At 55.9% G+C, this 17,445-nt stretch carries 9 protein-coding genes; 3 read left to right on the forward strand and 6 right to left on the reverse strand.

From position 1 onward, the window contains the following. Nucleotide 1 precedes the first annotated feature (1 nt). The 5 genes from J9777_RS08200 to J9777_RS08220 all read right to left on the reverse strand — a co-directional run bounded on the left by J9777_RS08200 (nucleotide 2) and on the right by J9777_RS08220 (nucleotide 9,836). Nucleotides 2–2,035 (reverse strand): glycoside hydrolase family 97 protein, encoded by a 2,034-nt coding sequence (locus J9777_RS08200; RefSeq protein ID WP_209348228.1) that lies wholly within the window; start codon nucleotides 2,033–2,035, stop codon nucleotides 2–4. Beyond that, a complete protein-coding gene (locus tag J9777_RS08205; RefSeq protein WP_209348657.1) occupies nucleotides 2,026–3,654 on the reverse strand; it encodes an alpha-amylase family glycosyl hydrolase in 1,629 nt (542 codons plus the stop codon). Before J9777_RS08205 ends, J9777_RS08200 begins: the two co-directional genes overlap by 10 nt. A 5-nt stretch (nucleotides 3,655–3,659) precedes the next feature. Then, nucleotides 3,660–5,453, reverse strand: a complete 1,794-nt coding sequence (locus J9777_RS08210) for an alpha-amylase family glycosyl hydrolase (protein ID WP_245228676.1) — start codon at nucleotides 5,451–5,453, stop codon at nucleotides 3,660–3,662. 38 nt (nucleotides 5,454–5,491) lie between these two features. Continuing rightward, nucleotides 5,492–7,000 (reverse strand): tryptophan halogenase family protein, encoded by a 1,509-nt coding sequence (locus tag J9777_RS08215; RefSeq protein ID WP_209348230.1) that lies wholly within the window; start codon nucleotides 6,998–7,000, stop codon nucleotides 5,492–5,494. Nucleotides 7,001–7,139: 139 nt separating this feature from the next. After that, nucleotides 7,140–9,836, reverse strand: coding sequence for a TonB-dependent receptor (locus J9777_RS08220; RefSeq protein ID WP_209348658.1), 2,697 nt, complete (start codon nucleotides 9,834–9,836; stop codon nucleotides 7,140–7,142). A gap of 366 nt (nucleotides 9,837–10,202) precedes the next feature. Here J9777_RS08220 and J9777_RS08225 point away from each other — a divergent pair, with 366 nt between their 5' ends. The 3 genes from J9777_RS08225 to J9777_RS08235 all read left to right on the forward strand — a co-directional run bounded on the left by J9777_RS08225 (nucleotide 10,203) and on the right by J9777_RS08235 (nucleotide 14,283). Continuing rightward, complete coding sequence (locus J9777_RS08225) at nucleotides 10,203–11,240, forward strand: LacI family DNA-binding transcriptional regulator (protein WP_209348231.1); 1,038 nt, start codon at nucleotides 10,203–10,205, stop codon at nucleotides 11,238–11,240. 149 nt (nucleotides 11,241–11,389) lie between these two features. Continuing rightward, nucleotides 11,390–12,898, forward strand: coding sequence for an MFS transporter (locus J9777_RS08230; RefSeq protein WP_209348232.1), 1,509 nt, complete (start codon nucleotides 11,390–11,392; stop codon nucleotides 12,896–12,898). Then, nucleotides 12,895–14,283: an alpha-amylase family glycosyl hydrolase gene (locus J9777_RS08235; protein ID WP_209348233.1), complete on the forward strand. Its 1,389-nt coding sequence runs from the start codon at nucleotides 12,895–12,897 to the stop codon at nucleotides 14,281–14,283. The genes J9777_RS08230 and J9777_RS08235 overlap by 4 nt, the downstream gene beginning before the upstream one ends. Nucleotides 14,284–14,531: 248 nt before the next feature. Here J9777_RS08235 and J9777_RS08240 read toward each other — a convergent pair whose 3' ends face one another. Next, nucleotides 14,532–17,444 carry a M16 family metallopeptidase gene (locus J9777_RS08240; RefSeq protein WP_209348234.1) on the reverse strand — a complete coding sequence of 971 codons (2,913 nt, stop codon included), beginning with the start codon at nucleotides 17,442–17,444 and terminating at the stop codon, nucleotides 14,532–14,534. Nucleotide 17,445: the final 1 nt, after the last annotated feature.

The following is a 17,445-nucleotide window of genomic DNA, read 5'->3' on the forward strand; positions in this document are numbered from 1 at the left end:
GCTACTCCCCCGAAAAGACCAACTCGATGGCGAAGCCGCTCGCTCGCGCCATTTCGACGGTCAGGCTATCGCCTTTGCGCACTGTGCGCTCGACGACGTCCATCGCATGCCGATCTTTGCCAAGGCCATCTGCGCCCTCACCGTCGATCCACATACGAGCGACATATTCAGTATCGTCGTAGAGAAAATCGAGATCGATCGTCACTTCGCGAGCATTCTCGTCGGTCACTCCGCCAACATACCAAGCATCGGATTCGCGATCTTGCCGTGCAATAACGGCATATTCACCGACGGCACCCTGCAGCAATTTCGTCTCTGACCAGTCCGCTGGTACGCGTTTGGTGAAGTCCAATGCACGCGGGTATTTGACCAAGTTTTCAGGCAGATCGGCAACCATCTGGATCGGCGAATAGATCACCACATAGAACGCCAGCTGCCGTGCCAAAGTACTCGGAATATCCGGCTCGGTTGCGCCACGCCCTTTGAGGCTGAACACGCCGGAGGTGTAATCCATCGGACCTGAGAGCATCCGCGTCCAAATCATTGTCGGGACGTGATCGGGCTGGTTCTTGGGCACCGCCCACGCATCATATTCCGCACCGCGAGCGCCCTCACGGCTGACCCAGTTTGGATAGGTCCGGCGTAGGCCCGTTGCCTTGATCGGCTCGTGCGGGTTCATCGCGATTTTATGTGCCGCTGCCTCTTTCACGACTTTCAAATGGTGGCGCGCCATTTCTTGCCCGTCATGCCAAACGAACGTCTCTCCGCCTTTTCCGTCAGGAGCAATAATCCCACCAGCGTCAGCGACGTAGCCGGACTTTACTGCATCGATCCCTAGCCGTTCATAGAACGCCATCGCGTCTTCTAATTGCCGCTCATAGACATCGATATTGCCGCCGGTTTCATGGTGACCGATGATCCGCACGCCTTTTGATTTAGCGTAAGCCGCAACTTTCTCGATATCGAAATCGGGATAGGCTTCGGTGAAGCTGAACTCGCGGCCGTTGCCGAACCAAGCTCCATCCCAGCCAAGATTCCAACCTTCGATCAGAACCCCGCGGAAGCCATGTTCGGCAGCGAAGTCGATATGTTTGATCGCGTTTTCGGTTGTCGCTCCATGCTTCTCGCCGCTCGCCCAACTGCTCTCGTCAAGGTGCATTTCCCACCAGATGCCGATATATTTGTGCGGCGTGAACCAGCTGACATCGCCCAGCTTATTGGGTTCGTTGAGGTTCAGTTCCAGATCGCTCTCATACAGTCCGGCAGGGCCATCCGAGATACGGATCGATCGCCATGGCGTGTGGAAAGGTGCGTTGCGCACGACTTTTGGCCCGCGCGGGCTTGGCGCGAGTTGCGCGCGGAAGTTCGTGCCCTGCATCCGCCGCAGCCACATCCCCGAATAATCGACCAATGCCGCCTCATGCAGCGACATATGTATGCCGTCTTCAAAGCGAAACGTGATCGGCGTGTGCGCGGTCGATACCGAGCTGACGGGTGTTTCGGTGTAGAGATACTCGTAGCGGTTCCAGTCGCCCGCTTGAATCCACCACGCGGTGCCGTCCTGAGCAATGTTAAACTCGGTCAGCTCCTCGGCGATCCGCGCGGTGGAAAAATGATCCTGCTCGGGAAATTCATAACGAAAGCCGATGCCATCATCGAATACGCGCAGGCGAACTGTGATTTGGCGCGGCGTATCGTCCTTTTCGGCAAAGGTGAGGGCCAGCTCATTGTGCTTGTCAGTGACGAAACGGCGTTCGCCCCACGGCTGTTCCCATGTCGTATCGACCGAAGCGGTCTTTTGCGCCGCAACTTCAAAATTGCGACGCATCGGATCGTCATTGGTGAAATTGAACCCGAGGTTTGACTTGGCGATCAGCGGCTTTCCATCGCGCTCAACGCTGTAAAACGGGACGCCCTCCCCGTCCGCATCCAGCGTGACTGTGATACGCCCATCCGGCGACCGAACCGTTTCTGCGGCAACACTTAGAGGAGCGAAAAGCGCGGCAATCGCTGCGAATAATCCGATCAGGCGCATGGAGTTTCCTCAATAAGCACAGCCCCGTAAGGCCCAAGTTTCGATGGTGATGAACCGTCCGTTGCGAACAGGATCGCGCGGCTGTCATCGGGGTCCGCCTCGACCTCATGCGGTCCCATATTGAACAGGCATCTGACCTTTTGACCGCCAGCTTCGCGTGTCATTTCCAGCAGATCGCCTTCATGCTTGCAGCGCTGCACGCTTCCGTGCCGAAGCGCCGGAGTGGCATTACGCAGAGCCAGCACCGCGCGCGTGTAATTCAATAGCGAAGTCTGATCGCTCTCCTGCTGATCGACAGCAGCGCTTTGATTGAGCGCGCCTACCGGCAGCCACGGCTCGCCTTCAGTAAAACCGCCATGGTTTGCATCTGCCGACCATGGCATCGGTGTGCGGGCCCCATCGCGCGACAGCGTCAGCGGCCAATTGGCAATCGCCTCTGGGTCGTGAAGCTGGTCAAACGGAATATCGACCTGAGTCAGACCCAATTCCTCGCCGTAATAGAGGATCGCATTGCCGCGAAGGCTGGCAAGCAACAGCATCTTCATCCGCGCGAACGCAGCGCGGTGTCCCGGTGCGCACCAGCGGGATAGCGCGCGCGGTGCATCGTGGTTCTCAAATGCCCAGCTCGGCCAACCAATATCGGCTTGATCGGGCCATTCGGCCTGCGCCGCACAGATCAATCCCGGCGTCAGCGCATCGGCATAGAGAAAGTTAAATCCATAGGCAGAGTTCAAATGCGTTCCATCCGCGGTAAATGCTTTCATCTCCGCCTCGGCCTCATCACCGCCAACTTCAGCAACAGTGAAGATCGCATCATATTGATCGGTCACGTCGCGGATGCGCGCAATGAAATCTGGAATATCCGGATGCGATTGATTGTGAATGCGCAGCTGAAAATCGAACGGCCGCGTTTTCTGTTTGTTTGTCGCAGGTGCGGGAGGGTTATCGCGCAACTGCGGATCATGCATCATGAAATTGAGTGCATCAATCCGGAACCCGTCGACTCCGCGATCCAGCCAGAAACGCGCAACATCCAGCAATGCATTTTGCACATCCGGATTGTGGCCGTTGATCTGTGGCTGGCTGCTCAGGAAGTTATGCAGATAATACTGCCCGCGCCTTGCATCCCACGTCCATGACGGACCGCCAAACACAGACTGCCAATTGGTCGGCGGGCTGCCGTCCGGCTTGGCATCGGCCCAGACGTACCAGTCGGCTTTATCATTATGCTTGCTTGATCGGCTTTCGGTGAACCACGGATGCTCGTCCGATGTATGCGAATAGACCTGATCGATCAGAACCTTCAGATCGAGCGCGTGGGCGCGTTCAATCAGAGCATCAAAATCTTCCAACGTGCCGAAGATCGGATCGACACCGCAATAATCGGCCACATCATAGCCAAAATCCTTCATCGGGGACGTGAAGAACGGCGATACCCAAATTGCATCGACACCGAGCGATGCAACATGATCGAGCTTTTGCGTAATGCCCGGAAGGTCACCGATTCCATCGCCATTCGAGTCCATGAAACTACGCGGATAGATCTGATAGATCGACGCACCACGCCACCACGGCAGTGCCGCGATGGACTTGTCGTTGGTTTGATCGAGGCGCGACATTTCGTTCACTCGGCGGTCTCGCTGACGCGGCAGACGGCAAAACCGAAGGCTGGCAGTTCAAAGGCGACGCTACCGGGTGTCGTGATGCTAGCAGAGCACTGGCCGACAAGCGTTTCCAGAGCGCGTGCGCCATAGCCGATCCTGCTCCGTGCGTTGAGCGGCTTATCGCTGGTATTGAACGCAATCAGATATTCGGTGCCGCTATCAGCGTCGAAGCGAGAGACCGAAAACAATCCGGGTTCCAGATCATAGCTGCGGACAATTTGCTTACCGCGAGCGAGAGCCGGATGCGCCTTACGCACAGCCGCAAAATCCCTAATCATCGCATAGAGCGGATGGGCAGTATCGAAATTGTCCGTCGCCGTGGTCGCATCGCTGCCGATCAGATTGTTGTCGTTGTAATTGTCGGTCAGGCTGGGGAACATGTCCTCGCGCGCTGCCTGATCATTACCGTCGCCAACAAAGCCCTGCTCATCGCCGTAGTAGATCACCGGACTGCCGCGAAGCGTCATCAGCATCGCATGGCCAAGTTTTACGCGGGCCAGCAGCTCTTCTTGCGAGATCTCGGGCAATTTGGCTTTCAGCAATGTCGAAAAGCGGCCCATATCGTGGTTGCCGAGGAAGGTCGGCATAGTACGCGCAGCTTCCTCGCCGCCTTCATACAGCACATCACCGTCGAACATATGCGTCAGGACCTCAGGCGATTGCTCGCCGCTTACGGCCTGCGTGACGGCGTATTGGAAGGCGAAGTCGAGCACAGCCGGGAAGCCATCACGGCGGGTATATTGGGCGATGTAGCCATTGTCGGCCGAGTCTTTGTAAACTTCCCCGAAGATGTGAAAATTGGGGATGCCCTCGGCGTCTGCGATTTCGAGCATTGCCGGCACGAAACTCTGCCAGAACTCCGGATTGACGTGGCGCGCAGTGTCAATGCGGAAGCCGTCAATCCCGAAATCCTTGATCCAATTGCCGTAGATCTCGGTCATACCCGACAGAACACGCGGGTGTGCAGTGAACAAATCGTCCAAGCCCACAAAATCGCCATAGCGACTGCTTTCACCGCTGAAGGTGGTATCGCCGCGATTGTGATAGAATTGCGGATCGTTGAGCCAAGCGGGAACTTTGACGTCTCTCTCTGCCTCTGGAACAACCGGCGTATAGGCGTATCCAGGATCGGTCAGTTTGGCGAAGTTGTCTTCAGTTTGAACTTCATCGCCCAGAAAGCCTTCATTGATCGCCGCGCCATCGGGGCCGAGTTTCCGCGAATAGGGGAAGTCGGCCACGCTGCGATATTTGTATCCCGTCTCATCGCCCTCGGCGTAGCGAATAACATCGGCGGTGTGGTTGGTGATGATGTCCATATAGACTTTCATCCCGCGGCCATGCGCCGCATCGACGAAGGCTTTGAATTCTTCGTTGGTGCCGAAATGCGGATCGATGCTGGTGAAATCGGTGACCCAATATCCGTGATACCCGGCGCTCTCATCACCTGACGGACCCTGCACGGGCTTGTTCTTGAAGATCGGCGCAAACCAGATCGCAGTGATGCCCATACCCTCCAGGTAGTCGAGCTTTGTTGTCAGGCCCGCGAGATCGCCGCCGTGATAGAAACCCTTATGCGTCGGGTCATAGCCGCTAACCAAACGGTCATCCGCATAACCACCAAGATCGTTGGCTTCGTCACCATTGGCGAAACGGTCTGGTAGGACGAAATAGACGACTTCATCCTCGGGCGGACGATCGAGGAATTCCTGCGCCTCAGCACCGGGAGCGATTTGCTCGCACCCTGCAAGAGTCATCGCCAGTGCGGCAGCTAAACCTATAGATTTGAGTTTCATCAGGCGCTCTTCCTGCTGTTTTGGGGCATGCAATAGGCACGCAGAAATTCGACATGACCAGGCATTGATTGGACGATTTGCGCATTGCGCTCTTCGATCCGCATCATCATCGCGGAAAGGTCAGCCTCGGGCATTGTGTTGGCAATCGGGTTCCAGCTTTCGGGCATGACGTCCTGACCGATGAGGACTTGCAGCCAGCCTTGTTCGGTAAACAGTTCTTCATGCTCGCGGTGGATGAAGCCGGTCGCCCGGAACTGGTCGATCTTTGCCGTCAAAGTCTCGGGCAATTCCATTGCGCGACAACGATCCCAAAAGGGTTCACCTTCTCGCCCATTGGCGGCGTAGTGAAGGATCAGAAAATCGCGAATGCGCGTCCACTCAAACTCAGCCTGCCGGTTAAATTCGGCGACTATCGCTGGATTTGGCTGTTCGCCCGGCAGCATTTGCAAGAAGCGCGCGAGCGACGATTGAATCAGATGGATGCTGGTCGATTCCAGCGGCTCCATAAATCCGGCCGACAAACCTAATGCCAGACAATTGCCGACCCATTGCTGTTTCCGCATTCCGGTTTTGAAACGTATTTGGTTCGGCTCGGCCTGCGGCTCCGCATCAATGTTCTGAAGCAGCGTATCCAGCGCTTCATCGTCGGAAATGAACTCGCTGCAATAGACATGGCCATTACCAATCCGGTGCTGCAACGGAATGCGCCACTGCCAACCCGCCTTACGTGCGGTGGCTTTGGTGTAGGACGTGAAATCGCCTTTGGTCGCACATGGCACAGCAACCGCACAATCGCATGGCAGCCAATGTGTCCAATCCTCAAATTCAGACTGCAAAGCCCCGTCAATCAGCAAGCCACGAAAGCCGGTGCAATCCACGAAGAAGTCGCCTTCGATAGTGTCGCCGTTTTCGAGTGTTATCGATGCTATGCCCGCCTCGCTCTGCTCTACATCGCTAACCAATCCCTCTACACGCGTGACTCCTCGTGTTTCGGAATATCGGCGCAGATACGCAGCATAGAGACTAGCATCGAAATGATATGCCCATGGCATATCTGGTGTGGCTTCGCCCGGCTTGGGACGCCACATTTGCATCTTGAGTGCACGACCGGCGAGTTCGTTCAGCGAATAAGCGTCCAGCTCTCTGGATTTTCCTTCTGCCTGCGCGCGCAGCCAGTAATGATGAAACGGCAATACACCCGCTCCTTGGCCAATATTGCCGAACGCATGCATGTATGTGCGACCTTCACCGGCCCAACCGGCAAACTCGATCCCGAGCTTGAAGCTACCTTTGGTTTCGCGAAGGAACTCGGCCTCGTCGATGCCAAGCCCTGCATTGAACAAGCGTATTTGCGGAATAGTCGCTTCGCCGACACCAACCGTGCCGATAGCTTCGGACTCGACCAGCGTTATCTGCCGATCAGTGAACCGGGCAAGCGCAGCCGCAGCCATCCAGCCGGCAGTTCCGCCGCCGACAATGATGATCCGCTGGGTTTGCTCTTCGGTCACGTCCTAACCTCTCCTCACCCTGTCTCAGGCTCCCACAATTCTGCCCGTTTTATACCGGGTTGCATATATTGCGGGCAAAAAGGTGGAGCGGCGGCGAGCAGTCTGCGCGCTGCGGTGCCGCCGCTCCGTCTTCAGTTCGTTAGAACTTGAAGGTGAAACCAGCCAGGAAACGGCGTCCGTATTCCTGATTGTCGATTACCGCCTCACGCACCGGCACGTTGAATTGCGACACGAAGGGCGCATTAGTGAGGTTTTGGCCTTGCAGATAGACTGACAGGCCATTGAGCGGACCGCCGTCAAAATCATAGCCGATTTGCGCGTCTACGATTGTCTCTGCGCGGGCGAGTCTGCGCGTTGGTGAACCGCCAAAGCCGGTGAAATCGGCGAGGAATTCAGAACGATAGCGGACGCTGCCGCGAGCGTTGAAACCGCCGCGCTCGTAATACAGCGTACCGTTGGCGACCCATTCCGAATAGCCGGGGATGACGTCGATATTGCCGTTCGCATCGGCAACCTTGGTCTTGGTGTAACCAACACCGCCTGTCGTGCCGAAGCCCTCCAGCGCCTCGCTGAAGATATCGAATGGAAGCGTCATCGACAGTTCTGCACCGTAGAAATCACCACCACCAGTATTCACTTCGGAATCGAGGAAACCGATAGTGGTTGCCGGCGTCTGACCAGCGGGTGTCGGGAGTCCGGCATAGTCAAAGATTGTCCGCGAACCGTCAATGTAGCTGACGACATCTTTATAGAAGAGCTGCAGTGCAACCACACCGGCACCGTTTCCGAAATACTTCTCGATGTTGAAGTCGATCGCGTTGGCCCGGTACGGACGCAGCAGCGGGTTACCGCCGCCACCGCTGATGAACGGCGCAACACCCGTGGGGCTTTCAGCCACATTGTTGTTGATGCCATATCCGATTGCCGAGCGAAGATCATCAAGCTGAGGGCGCTGGATCTGGCGCGAAGCCGCGACACGGAACACCCAGTCGCTATCCAAGCGCAGCGACAGGTTCAGACTTGGGAGAACATCCCAAAAATCATCACCCAGCGTCACGTTAACTTGTTGACCACCAGCAAAGGCAATGCCGGAGGACTTCTGATTAGTGTGGATCGCCTGAACACCGACATTACCGGTCAGAACACCAGCACCCAGTTCTTTGTCGATGTCAGCCTGCAGATAGGCGGTCATCAGTTTTTCTGAGATGCTGAAAGCCTTCGCCGGAATATCGTTCGATAGGTTGCGGTCGAGAACCAACACGCCTGCATCGATAATATCGCGGGCGTCATAGCTGACGATCGGACCAAGGCCGAGATAGCCGAGATCGGTCGAGCGGAGCAGGAACTGGCTTGGGATAGCTACTTCGGTCGCGCCATTTGCTGGCAGAACGAAGAACTCATCAGGGGTCAGCGCTTTGCTGCGATCAGTATAGGCTAGACCGAAGCTGACAGCAGAGAAAAAGCTGTCCATTTCGTGCTTCACGCCAAGGCGATATTGGAACAGCTCGTCTTCGATGATCCGGTCGTTGAAGTAACCGGCCTGAACGCGGCTGCCACCCCAACCCAGCGGATCGGTCAGAACGATTTGGTTCGGATCGCTGTAATCCAGTGTCGGGTTGAAGCTCGTACCCGTTGTACCGGACGTAAAGCCAATCGTATCGGTTGCGCCAACGCCAACATTGTAGCCCGTGCCCGAATAGCTCTCGAGGCTCAATTCGTTGCGGTCAGTGCGCGAATAACCGAAGTCAAAAAACGCGCTCCAGCCATCATCGCCTTCATATTCTAGGTTGATACCGCCCGAATAGAGGTCGGCCTTACGCTGGAAGATGTCATTCCGGATTACGCCTTCGACATTCTCGAAGGTACCCGACGTAGCAAACTCACCAAATTCAGTCGGAGTCGTCGTCGCGGTTGTCGGATCGAAGGTGGTACCAAAGGCTTGGAAACCCAGTGGCAACTCAATGCCGCGTTTGATCGAATCGTCATTGAAGTTCGAATAGAACGCATCTGCCGTCAGCATCAATGTTGGGCTGAGTTCGGCTTGGAATGTGCCGTTGACACCAAATCGTTTTAGCTGGGTCGAAGTCACAAAGCTCTTCGATCCACCGATTACGAAAGGCGCGCCTGCGCTACCGTCGCCAGCATAGCCCCAGGCGTTAAACTCCTGCAGCTGGTATGGTTCGTCGGTGTAAGCCGCGGCGAGCGCGATGCCGATGGTGTCGTCAGCGAATTGGTCGACATAGGTTGCGTTTGCGCGATAGCCGAACTCTTTAGAGCCAGCGTTCAGAGCACCGATATCGGCGTAGGAACCCTTGGCACCAATTGCGAGAATGCGCTTGCCGGCCTCAAGAGGGCGGACCGTACGAACGTCAATTGTGCCGACGAGACCTTGGCCAACCAAATTTGCGGAAGGGGTTTTGTAGACAACGACCTGATTGACGATTTCCGATGGATACTGGTCAAACTCGACCGCACGATTGTCGCCGGTCGAGGTTTGCTCACGGCCGTTGAGCAGCGTTTGCGAGAAGTCCGGGCCAAGGCCGCGAATTGCGATCACATTGGCACGGCCATTGAGGCGCTGCGAGGTAACACCAGGCAAACGGGCAATCGATTCGCCGATCGAATCATCAGGCAGCTTGCCGATATCCTCCGCCGTCACCGATTCGAGAATCAGATCGCTGTTGCGCTTTTCGTTCACCGCGCTCTCAAGCGATGCCCGGAAGCCGCTCACGATGATCACATCGCCTTCGTCCTCAGTCGCTTCCTCTTCGGCCGGATCAGTATCCTGCGCAAAAGCAGCTTGCGGCGCGAGGCCTGCAGCGAGTGCCAACGCCATCGCCGAACCACTAATTCCGGCAGTCAAATAATTGCGTTTTACCACGGTATTCTCTCCCACTCGAACCACATCCCAGTATGGTCAAAATCACTCATCGGAAGGCGATCAACGCCGCCATAATCCGATCATTGCAATTTTGTTTCTCCTCGGATTTCGCAGCCACGAATAGGGGGCATACGTATGTTTGTGCAGCGCAACAAAGCGATGTGTGGCTGATTTACATCAACGCCCGGTGGGTGGTTTTTGCACGTTGTACGCCCGTAAATTTGTGCGTTCGGCGCGCTCAATTTGCGACGAATTGCGGTATGCATAAAAATGCCGCATAGTAATTCCGCGCTGGGAGAGGCGCCGTCATAAAGAGCATTTATGGGTCGCAAACCATCTGACCGACCAACATCATTCGATATAGCCTATGAGGCTGGCGTTTCGCAGCCGACGGTTAGCCGTGCGCTGCGAGGCGACAAAGCGGTCAGCAAAGCAACGCGCGAGAAGATCGAGGCGATTGCCCGAGACCTCAATTACACGGTCGATAAGAACGCATCGTCGCTTCGGTCGCAGCGATCCAACACTATTGCACTGCTGTTTTTCGAAGAACCCGGCGTTGATGAAAGCACGATCAATCCCTTCTTCCTCACCATGCTTGGCTCGATCACTCGCGCATCGGCCAATCGCGGCTTGGATTTGCTGATCTCGTTCCAGAAAATGGAGGATGATTGGCACACCCAGTATCAGGATAGCCACCGCGCGGACGGGCTTATCCTGCTCGGTTATGGTGACTACACCGTCTACGAGGAAAGGCTCCAGCAATTGGCGAGCCAAGGCACACACTTCGTCCGCTGGGGCTCGGTTCGCGAAGACAATATCGGCGCGACTGTGGGTTCGGATAATGTTGGGGCCGGACGGCAAGTCGGCGAGCATTTGCTTGGACTTGGCCGAAAGCAGATTGCCTTTATCGGTCAGGCAGATGAGAGCTATCCTGAGTTCGCAGACCGCTATTCCGGCCTATGTGAAGCGATGGACGAGGCCGGCCTATCAGCCGATCCTAAACTGCTGAAGAAGGCGCTCACCAGTGAGGCCGATGGTTATGCTGCAACCAAGCGATTGATTGATAGCGGGCAGACATTCGACGCCATTTTTGCAGGAAGCGACCTGATCGCAATCGGCGCGATGCAAGCATTGTCCGAGGCCGGTATCAAAGTTCCACAGGACGTCGCGATGGCTGGCTTTGATGACATACCCGCCGCGGGACATGCTAATCCGCCACTCACCACGATGAGCCAAGACATTCGCGGTGCAGGGGATCTGCTGCTCGATGTGTTATCCAAAGCCATCGACGGCGACGAGATCAGCGGCCGCGAAATTCCCGCAAAGCTAATCGTGCGCGAGAGTAGTGTAGGAAGCTAAGCTCAGCTTCAACGCACCGGACTTCTGGTCAACCACATTCGTATGCAATCTTGTCGGTGACCCGATTTGCTGCCAGCCCTGCCCAATCGCGCAAATGGCGGCATCAGCCCGCCAGCGCCTGACAGGGCCATGCCCTTGGGGAGAGAGATGTGACGGCACGCGAGAAACCGCGTCAGGGCTTTTGGGGCCTGTGGAATATCAGCTTCGGCTTTTTCGGAATCCAGATCGGCTTTGCATTGCAGAACGCAAATATGAGCCGCGTATTCCAATCGCTTGGTTCTGCGATTGACGACCTTCCAGCATTGTGGGTCGCCGCGCCCCTGACCGGGCTGTTAGTGCAGCCTATCATCGGTCACCTTTCCGACAAAACATGGCTCGGCAAGTTAGGCCGTCGCCGTCCGTACTTCCTGTTGGGCGCGGTGCTAGCGGCGCTCTCTCTTTTCCTGATGCCACTTTCCGAAGTGCTGCTGATGGCGGCAATCCTATTGTGGGTACTCGACGCGAGCCTCAACATCTCGATGGAGCCATTTCGCGCATTCGTTGGCGATATGTTGCGCAAGGACCAGCATACTGCGGGCTATGCGGTGCAAACCGCCTTTATCGGTGCGGGTGCGGTGATGGGATCGATCATTCCTGAGCTGCTCACCATGCAGGGGGTGTCCAACGTTGCAGCCGATGGAGGCATTCCCGATAGCGTGCGCTATGCCTTCTGGATCGGCGCCGCTGCGCTATTCATTGCCGTGATGCTGACCGTGGTTACGACGCAAGAATACAGCCCCGAAGAAATGGCCGAATTTGGCGAAGCGCAGGATGGAGACCAACTCGACCAGCCCATCCGCGCGCTTGCTTCCAAGAGCTACCTGAATTGCGGTATCTGGATTGTTGCGGGTGTCGCGGTCATTCTCGCTGTTGCCGGCTTCGATCTGGAGAAAGAAGTCTATCTGCTCGGCGCGCTACTTGCCGCCTACGGTATGCTCAGCGGCATCGCGATCTCGATGGCCAAGAACGGCAACACTTCGGGGATGCTGACCTCAATCGTCGGCGATTTCTCCGGGATGCCGGACATCATGAAAAAGCTCGCTCTCGTGCAGTTCTTCAGTTGGTCGGCGCTATTCATCATGTGGATCAACACCACGCCGGTAGTAACGCAATATTTCTACGGTAGCACCAATACTGCCAGCGTCGCTTACAATGAAGGCGCGAACTGGGTCGGCTGGCTGTTCGCGACCTATAATGGTGTTGCTGCAATCGCAGCGCTGACGTTGCTGCCATTCCTTGCGAAAAAGTTCGGCAAGGCCAAAACGCATATATTTGGGCTATTATGCGGGGCTCTAGGCTATGCGAGCTTCTTCTTTATTCGTGACCCGCAGATGCTGCTGGTCTCTGAAGTGGGCATCGGTGTTGCTTGGGCATCAATCCTAGCGATGCCTTACGCGATCCTCGCATCGAGCCTGCCGCAAGCTAAGCTCGGCGTATATATGGGCCTGTTCAATGTCTTCATCGTAGTGCCGCAATTGCTGGTCGCGACCGTGATGGGCTCGATCATGCTGTGGCTGTTCCCGGGCGAACCAATCTGGACGATGGCCTTCGCCGCCGGAACGCTGGTGCTTGCTGCGGTCGCAATGCTCCGTGTTCAGGTTCCGGGAGAAGCGGCATGAAGCGCCTGATTGCCGCCTTCTCAGCGCTGGCGCTTGCCGGGTGTAACGGGGCAACGGACTCGAACGACTGGGAGCCGAAAAGCTTCGTTGAACTGGAAAATCCCGACTGGTCGCGCGATGCGGTGGTCTATCAGGTCAATACGCGTCAATTTAGCGAAGAAGGCACCTTTGCCGCCGTGCAGAAAGAACTTCCGCGCTTAAAAGAACTGGGCGTCGATATCCTCTGGTTGATGCCGATCCACCCGATTGGTGAAGTCAATCGCAAGGGCACTTTGGGTTCACCCTATTCGGTCAAAGACTATTTCAATGTGAATCCTGAATTTGGAACCAAGGAAGAGTTTAAAGCATTTGTCGATGCCGCGCATGATCAGGGCTTCAAAGTCATTCTTGATCTCGTCGCCAACCACACGGCTTGGGACCATCCGCTCGCGAACGAGCATCCCGATTGGTACGAGAAAACCTGGGATGGCGATTTTCGCCCGACCCCGTGGTGGGACTGGTCTGATATTATCGATCTCGACTGGACCAAGCCAGGCGTGCGTCAGCATATCGGTGAGGCGATGGAATATTGGGTCCGCGAGTTCGATGTAGATGGCTACCGCGCCGACGTCGCCGGCTACGTTCCGGTCGACTTCTGGGAAACGATGCGTGGCAGGCTGAGCGCGATCCGCCCGGTCTTTATGCTCGGCGAAGTACAGGAAACCGCGTTCCACCGCGCATCGTTCGATGCAACCTATGCTTGGGACTGGCATCACACTTCGAAAGATGTGGCCAAGGGTGCCGCAAATCCGACGGCGTTCTATGGCTACTACGCCGAGAATGAGAGCCTGTGGCCGCGCGAAGCGATGCGCATGACCTATATCGAGAATCACGACAGCAATTCATGGGAAGGCACTCTGCGAGAGAATTATGCTGCTGGTCTCGAAGCCGCAACCGCACTCGCATTCACCGGTGAAGGCATTCCGCTCGTCTATAACGGGATGGAGGCCTGCAACGACAAACGCCTCGAATTCTTCGAGAAAGACGCGATCAATTGGAGCAAACTGGGTCATGATGAAGCCTGCGCCTATGGGCAACTGATCGAAGAGCTGATCGCCTTCCGCAAAGCCAACCCTGCGCTCGAAAATGGCCAGTGGGGCGCGCGAATGCGCAAGGTCGAAACCGATAGTTCAGAAAGCGTCTTCGCCTGGGTACGCGAAGAGGAAGGGAACAAAGTTCTCGGCCTGTTCAACTTCACCGCAGCGCCGGTTGAAGTGACCTTCGCGGATGGCCTGCCTGCAGGAAATTATACCGAGTTTCGCAGCGGCAATGTCACGTTCGTGTCTGGCGACACGGTCACGATACCGGCGTCGGGCTTCCGGCTATTCTCCCAACTCGTTCCGTAGGCACCTTTGAATGCGCAAACGTGGGATCAGCAGCTGCACCCGAGCGGATCGCCTGACTTACCCGATAAATATAACTGCCCAGCATCAACGCACGCGCTTGAATGAAAAGCGCAAGCGGCGCGGACAAGCCCCATGCTGGATCATATTAGAGTGGCAAGCGGACTCTCCATCGATCTTGATGGCTGGTCGATCTGATGGCGTTTCCCGCTATAGTGAGCAACTACTCGATCTAGATATCTAGAGTGGACTCATTCGCCAGCATTCTCTTTCGGGAGCACGATCACTGGAAAGGCTTGGTTCGGGGCGAATAGGTCGTCCGCCAACGCTTGAAGATCATTAACGGTCACATTGCGATAAATCGCCTCACGCTTACGGTAGCGCTCTAATCCAAATCCGTCAGACTGGGCATCGTTGAGTACGTTCATCCAATATCCATTGCTCTCGAGCGAACTGGACAAGTCTTCAATCAACGGCTGCACTGCGCGATCCAACTCGTCCGCAGACACACCATCACTCGCGATCTTTTCGCCGACTTCTCGTGTAGCTTGTACGACCATTTCGACCTGGTCCGGATCAGTCGTGACATTGGCAAATACATAGCCATAACCGGGTGTTTGCGGGTTTGATTGAACACCAACACCCGGCGAGTATGTTGAGCCAAGCTCTTCACGCAGCACATCCGTCAATCTGTTGCGCAGGATGCTGCGCAGTACCCGCAGTCGGTAATAGGTTATGACATCCGTAGCATTCTTTGCAGGCCAGTATAGCCGTACCACGGCCTGCTCCACATTCCCCGCATGGGTAAGATAAACCGGCGCATCTGGCGCATCCGGGAAGACCAGCGCGCGTTCCTCCGCATAATCGGGTTGGCTATCAGCCCGCTCTGGCAGAGCCCCAAAAGTGCGCGCGACCTCCACGATCACGGTGTCTTTGTCTATGTCACCAACTACCGTAATCTCGATAAAACCGGTTTTGAATTGCGGTGCGACCCAAGCACGAACATCCTCAATCTTTGGCGATATGAATGTCTCAAGTTCACCAAAGCCATAACGCGTGTCTCCCGACCGGATCAGCCGCGGCACTTCTTTACTGATGATACCGCGCGGACTGGAATCATGCGTGGGATACCAGGCCCCTATTCCCTCACGAAACCGTTTTGCGTTTTCCTCGCGGAATCCGGGTGCCACAACATGCGCCGTCATCAGATTGAACTGCGAGGCCAAATCGGCACTGTCGGTTGTGCCGATAATGTTGAACGAATCTGCGTCAGTCCGGGTCAAAACCCGTGCCGAAACACGCTTGCCTGCGAAAAGGCTTTGGAGGTCATCGGCAGTGTGACCTTCCACACCGCTGCCACCGATCACATTGAGTGCGAAACGACGGAAGCCTTCGTTTTTGATCGGCATGGAGAAGAATCCATCCCCGACCTGCACCTGGACAGCTATTGTGTCCGCATCAAAGTCAGTTTGCTTGAAGTTTAGCCGGACATTGTTGGCGAAGCGCACCAGATAGGCGTCAGCATCTTCCACATATGTCTCGCTCACCACATCGCCCGGTTCACCAAATTCGGTGTAAGCGAAGGATGCTCGCGCGGCGTTCTCGGGCGGAGATACGGCGGCAAGTCGGGAAGCGCCTAGCGCTGCGGCGATCTCTTCCTCAGGTTCTTCCAGCTTCTCTCCAGTGGACAGATAGATTGTCGGATCATCATATCCGCGCCACCGCTCACGGAAGGCTTGCTCGACCTCCTCGATAGTCAGGTCTGCGACAATTGTTTCGAAATTGGCCAGGCTTGTCTGCGGAGAATTGAAAACACGTTCACTGCCAAAGGCACTGACAATAGCCTCTGCGTAATTGTATTCTCGTGCGCCAGTTGGATAGCTCTTGCGCGAGTTGGCCAACTCTACCGCTGTTTCAGAGGCTTTGCGTGCGATCGCAATCTGCTCGTCAAGTTCGGCTTGGGAGAAACCATATTGAAGCGCGCGTCGAACTTCCAAATCGGCGGCAGCTAATGCGGCATCCCACTTTGCAGGATCAGAGCGAATGATCAGGACCATTCCGTCCATCGTTTTTTGTATCGTATTGCGGCCGGCACTGACTGACAAAAAAGGAGCCCCGCCTTGATCAATGATACGCATAAAGCGACGATTGAGCATCCGTATGCCGAGCGCTCGCAAAGTGTTCTGCCGCCGCTTCTCAAGCGTATCCGGTACATCGACATACGGATAAATCGTGCCCATCCTAACAAACGTCAGCAATTCGGGATGGTGGTAATATCCAATCCTGCTTTCATCAGTATCCGCGGGGGTGACCGGGCGTGGCGGAACAAGATCGGTCTGCGCAGTCCAATCGCCAAAATGCTGCTCAATTTTTGCGACAGCGATTGCCGGATCAAGATCACCGACAAAAACAATAAAGGTATTCTCGGGGTGGTAATATGACTGATAGAAGCGGACGAATTCCTCGCGCGGCATCGAGACGATTGTTTCATCTTTCCCAATCGGCAATCTGTCGATCAGGCCTGATCCCTCGGTGAAAAACCGCATTTGATCAATGAGTGAACGAAAGGAGAGCGAGTCCCGAGCACTCTTTTCCGAGGCGATGACACCGCGCTCGCGTTCAATTGCATCCGCATCAAGCAACAGGCCATCTGCGGTTTCGCGCATCAGGAAGAATGCTTCGTCCAGGACTTCTTCGCGAACGTCAGGAATGTTCAGTTTGTAGACCGTTCGATCAAACCCGGTACTGGCATTGGTGTCAGCGCCGAAAGCCAGCCCAAAACGCTCCAGCCGCTTAACCATCTCCCCCTCAGGCACATTACGGGATCCATTGAACGCCATGTGTTCAAGGAAGTGTGCGATGCCTTGCTGGGCGTCCGTTTCCTCCAGCGATCCCGTTCCAAAGCGCATTCGGAGCCCACCGCCGCCGCTGGGCTTGTCATTTTGCATAACCGCATAGCGCACACCATTGGCAAGCTCACCGTAAATGACACGCGGATCAACGGGAATGTCGCTAACTTCGTGCGCAAAGGCGGGTGCGTCAGTCGCTGCTTGCACAGGCGCATCAGCGTGCCTGTCTTGTCCCGAATCCGGAGTGCTGGCAGCAACTCCTGATCCGAGGATCACAGGCGTGATAAAGCAGGCGAGGACGCGGGAAATGCGCACA

The organism is Pontixanthobacter sp. CEM42 (genome assembly GCF_017812015.1).
Classification (GTDB): domain Bacteria; phylum Pseudomonadota; class Alphaproteobacteria; order Sphingomonadales; family Sphingomonadaceae; genus Pontixanthobacter.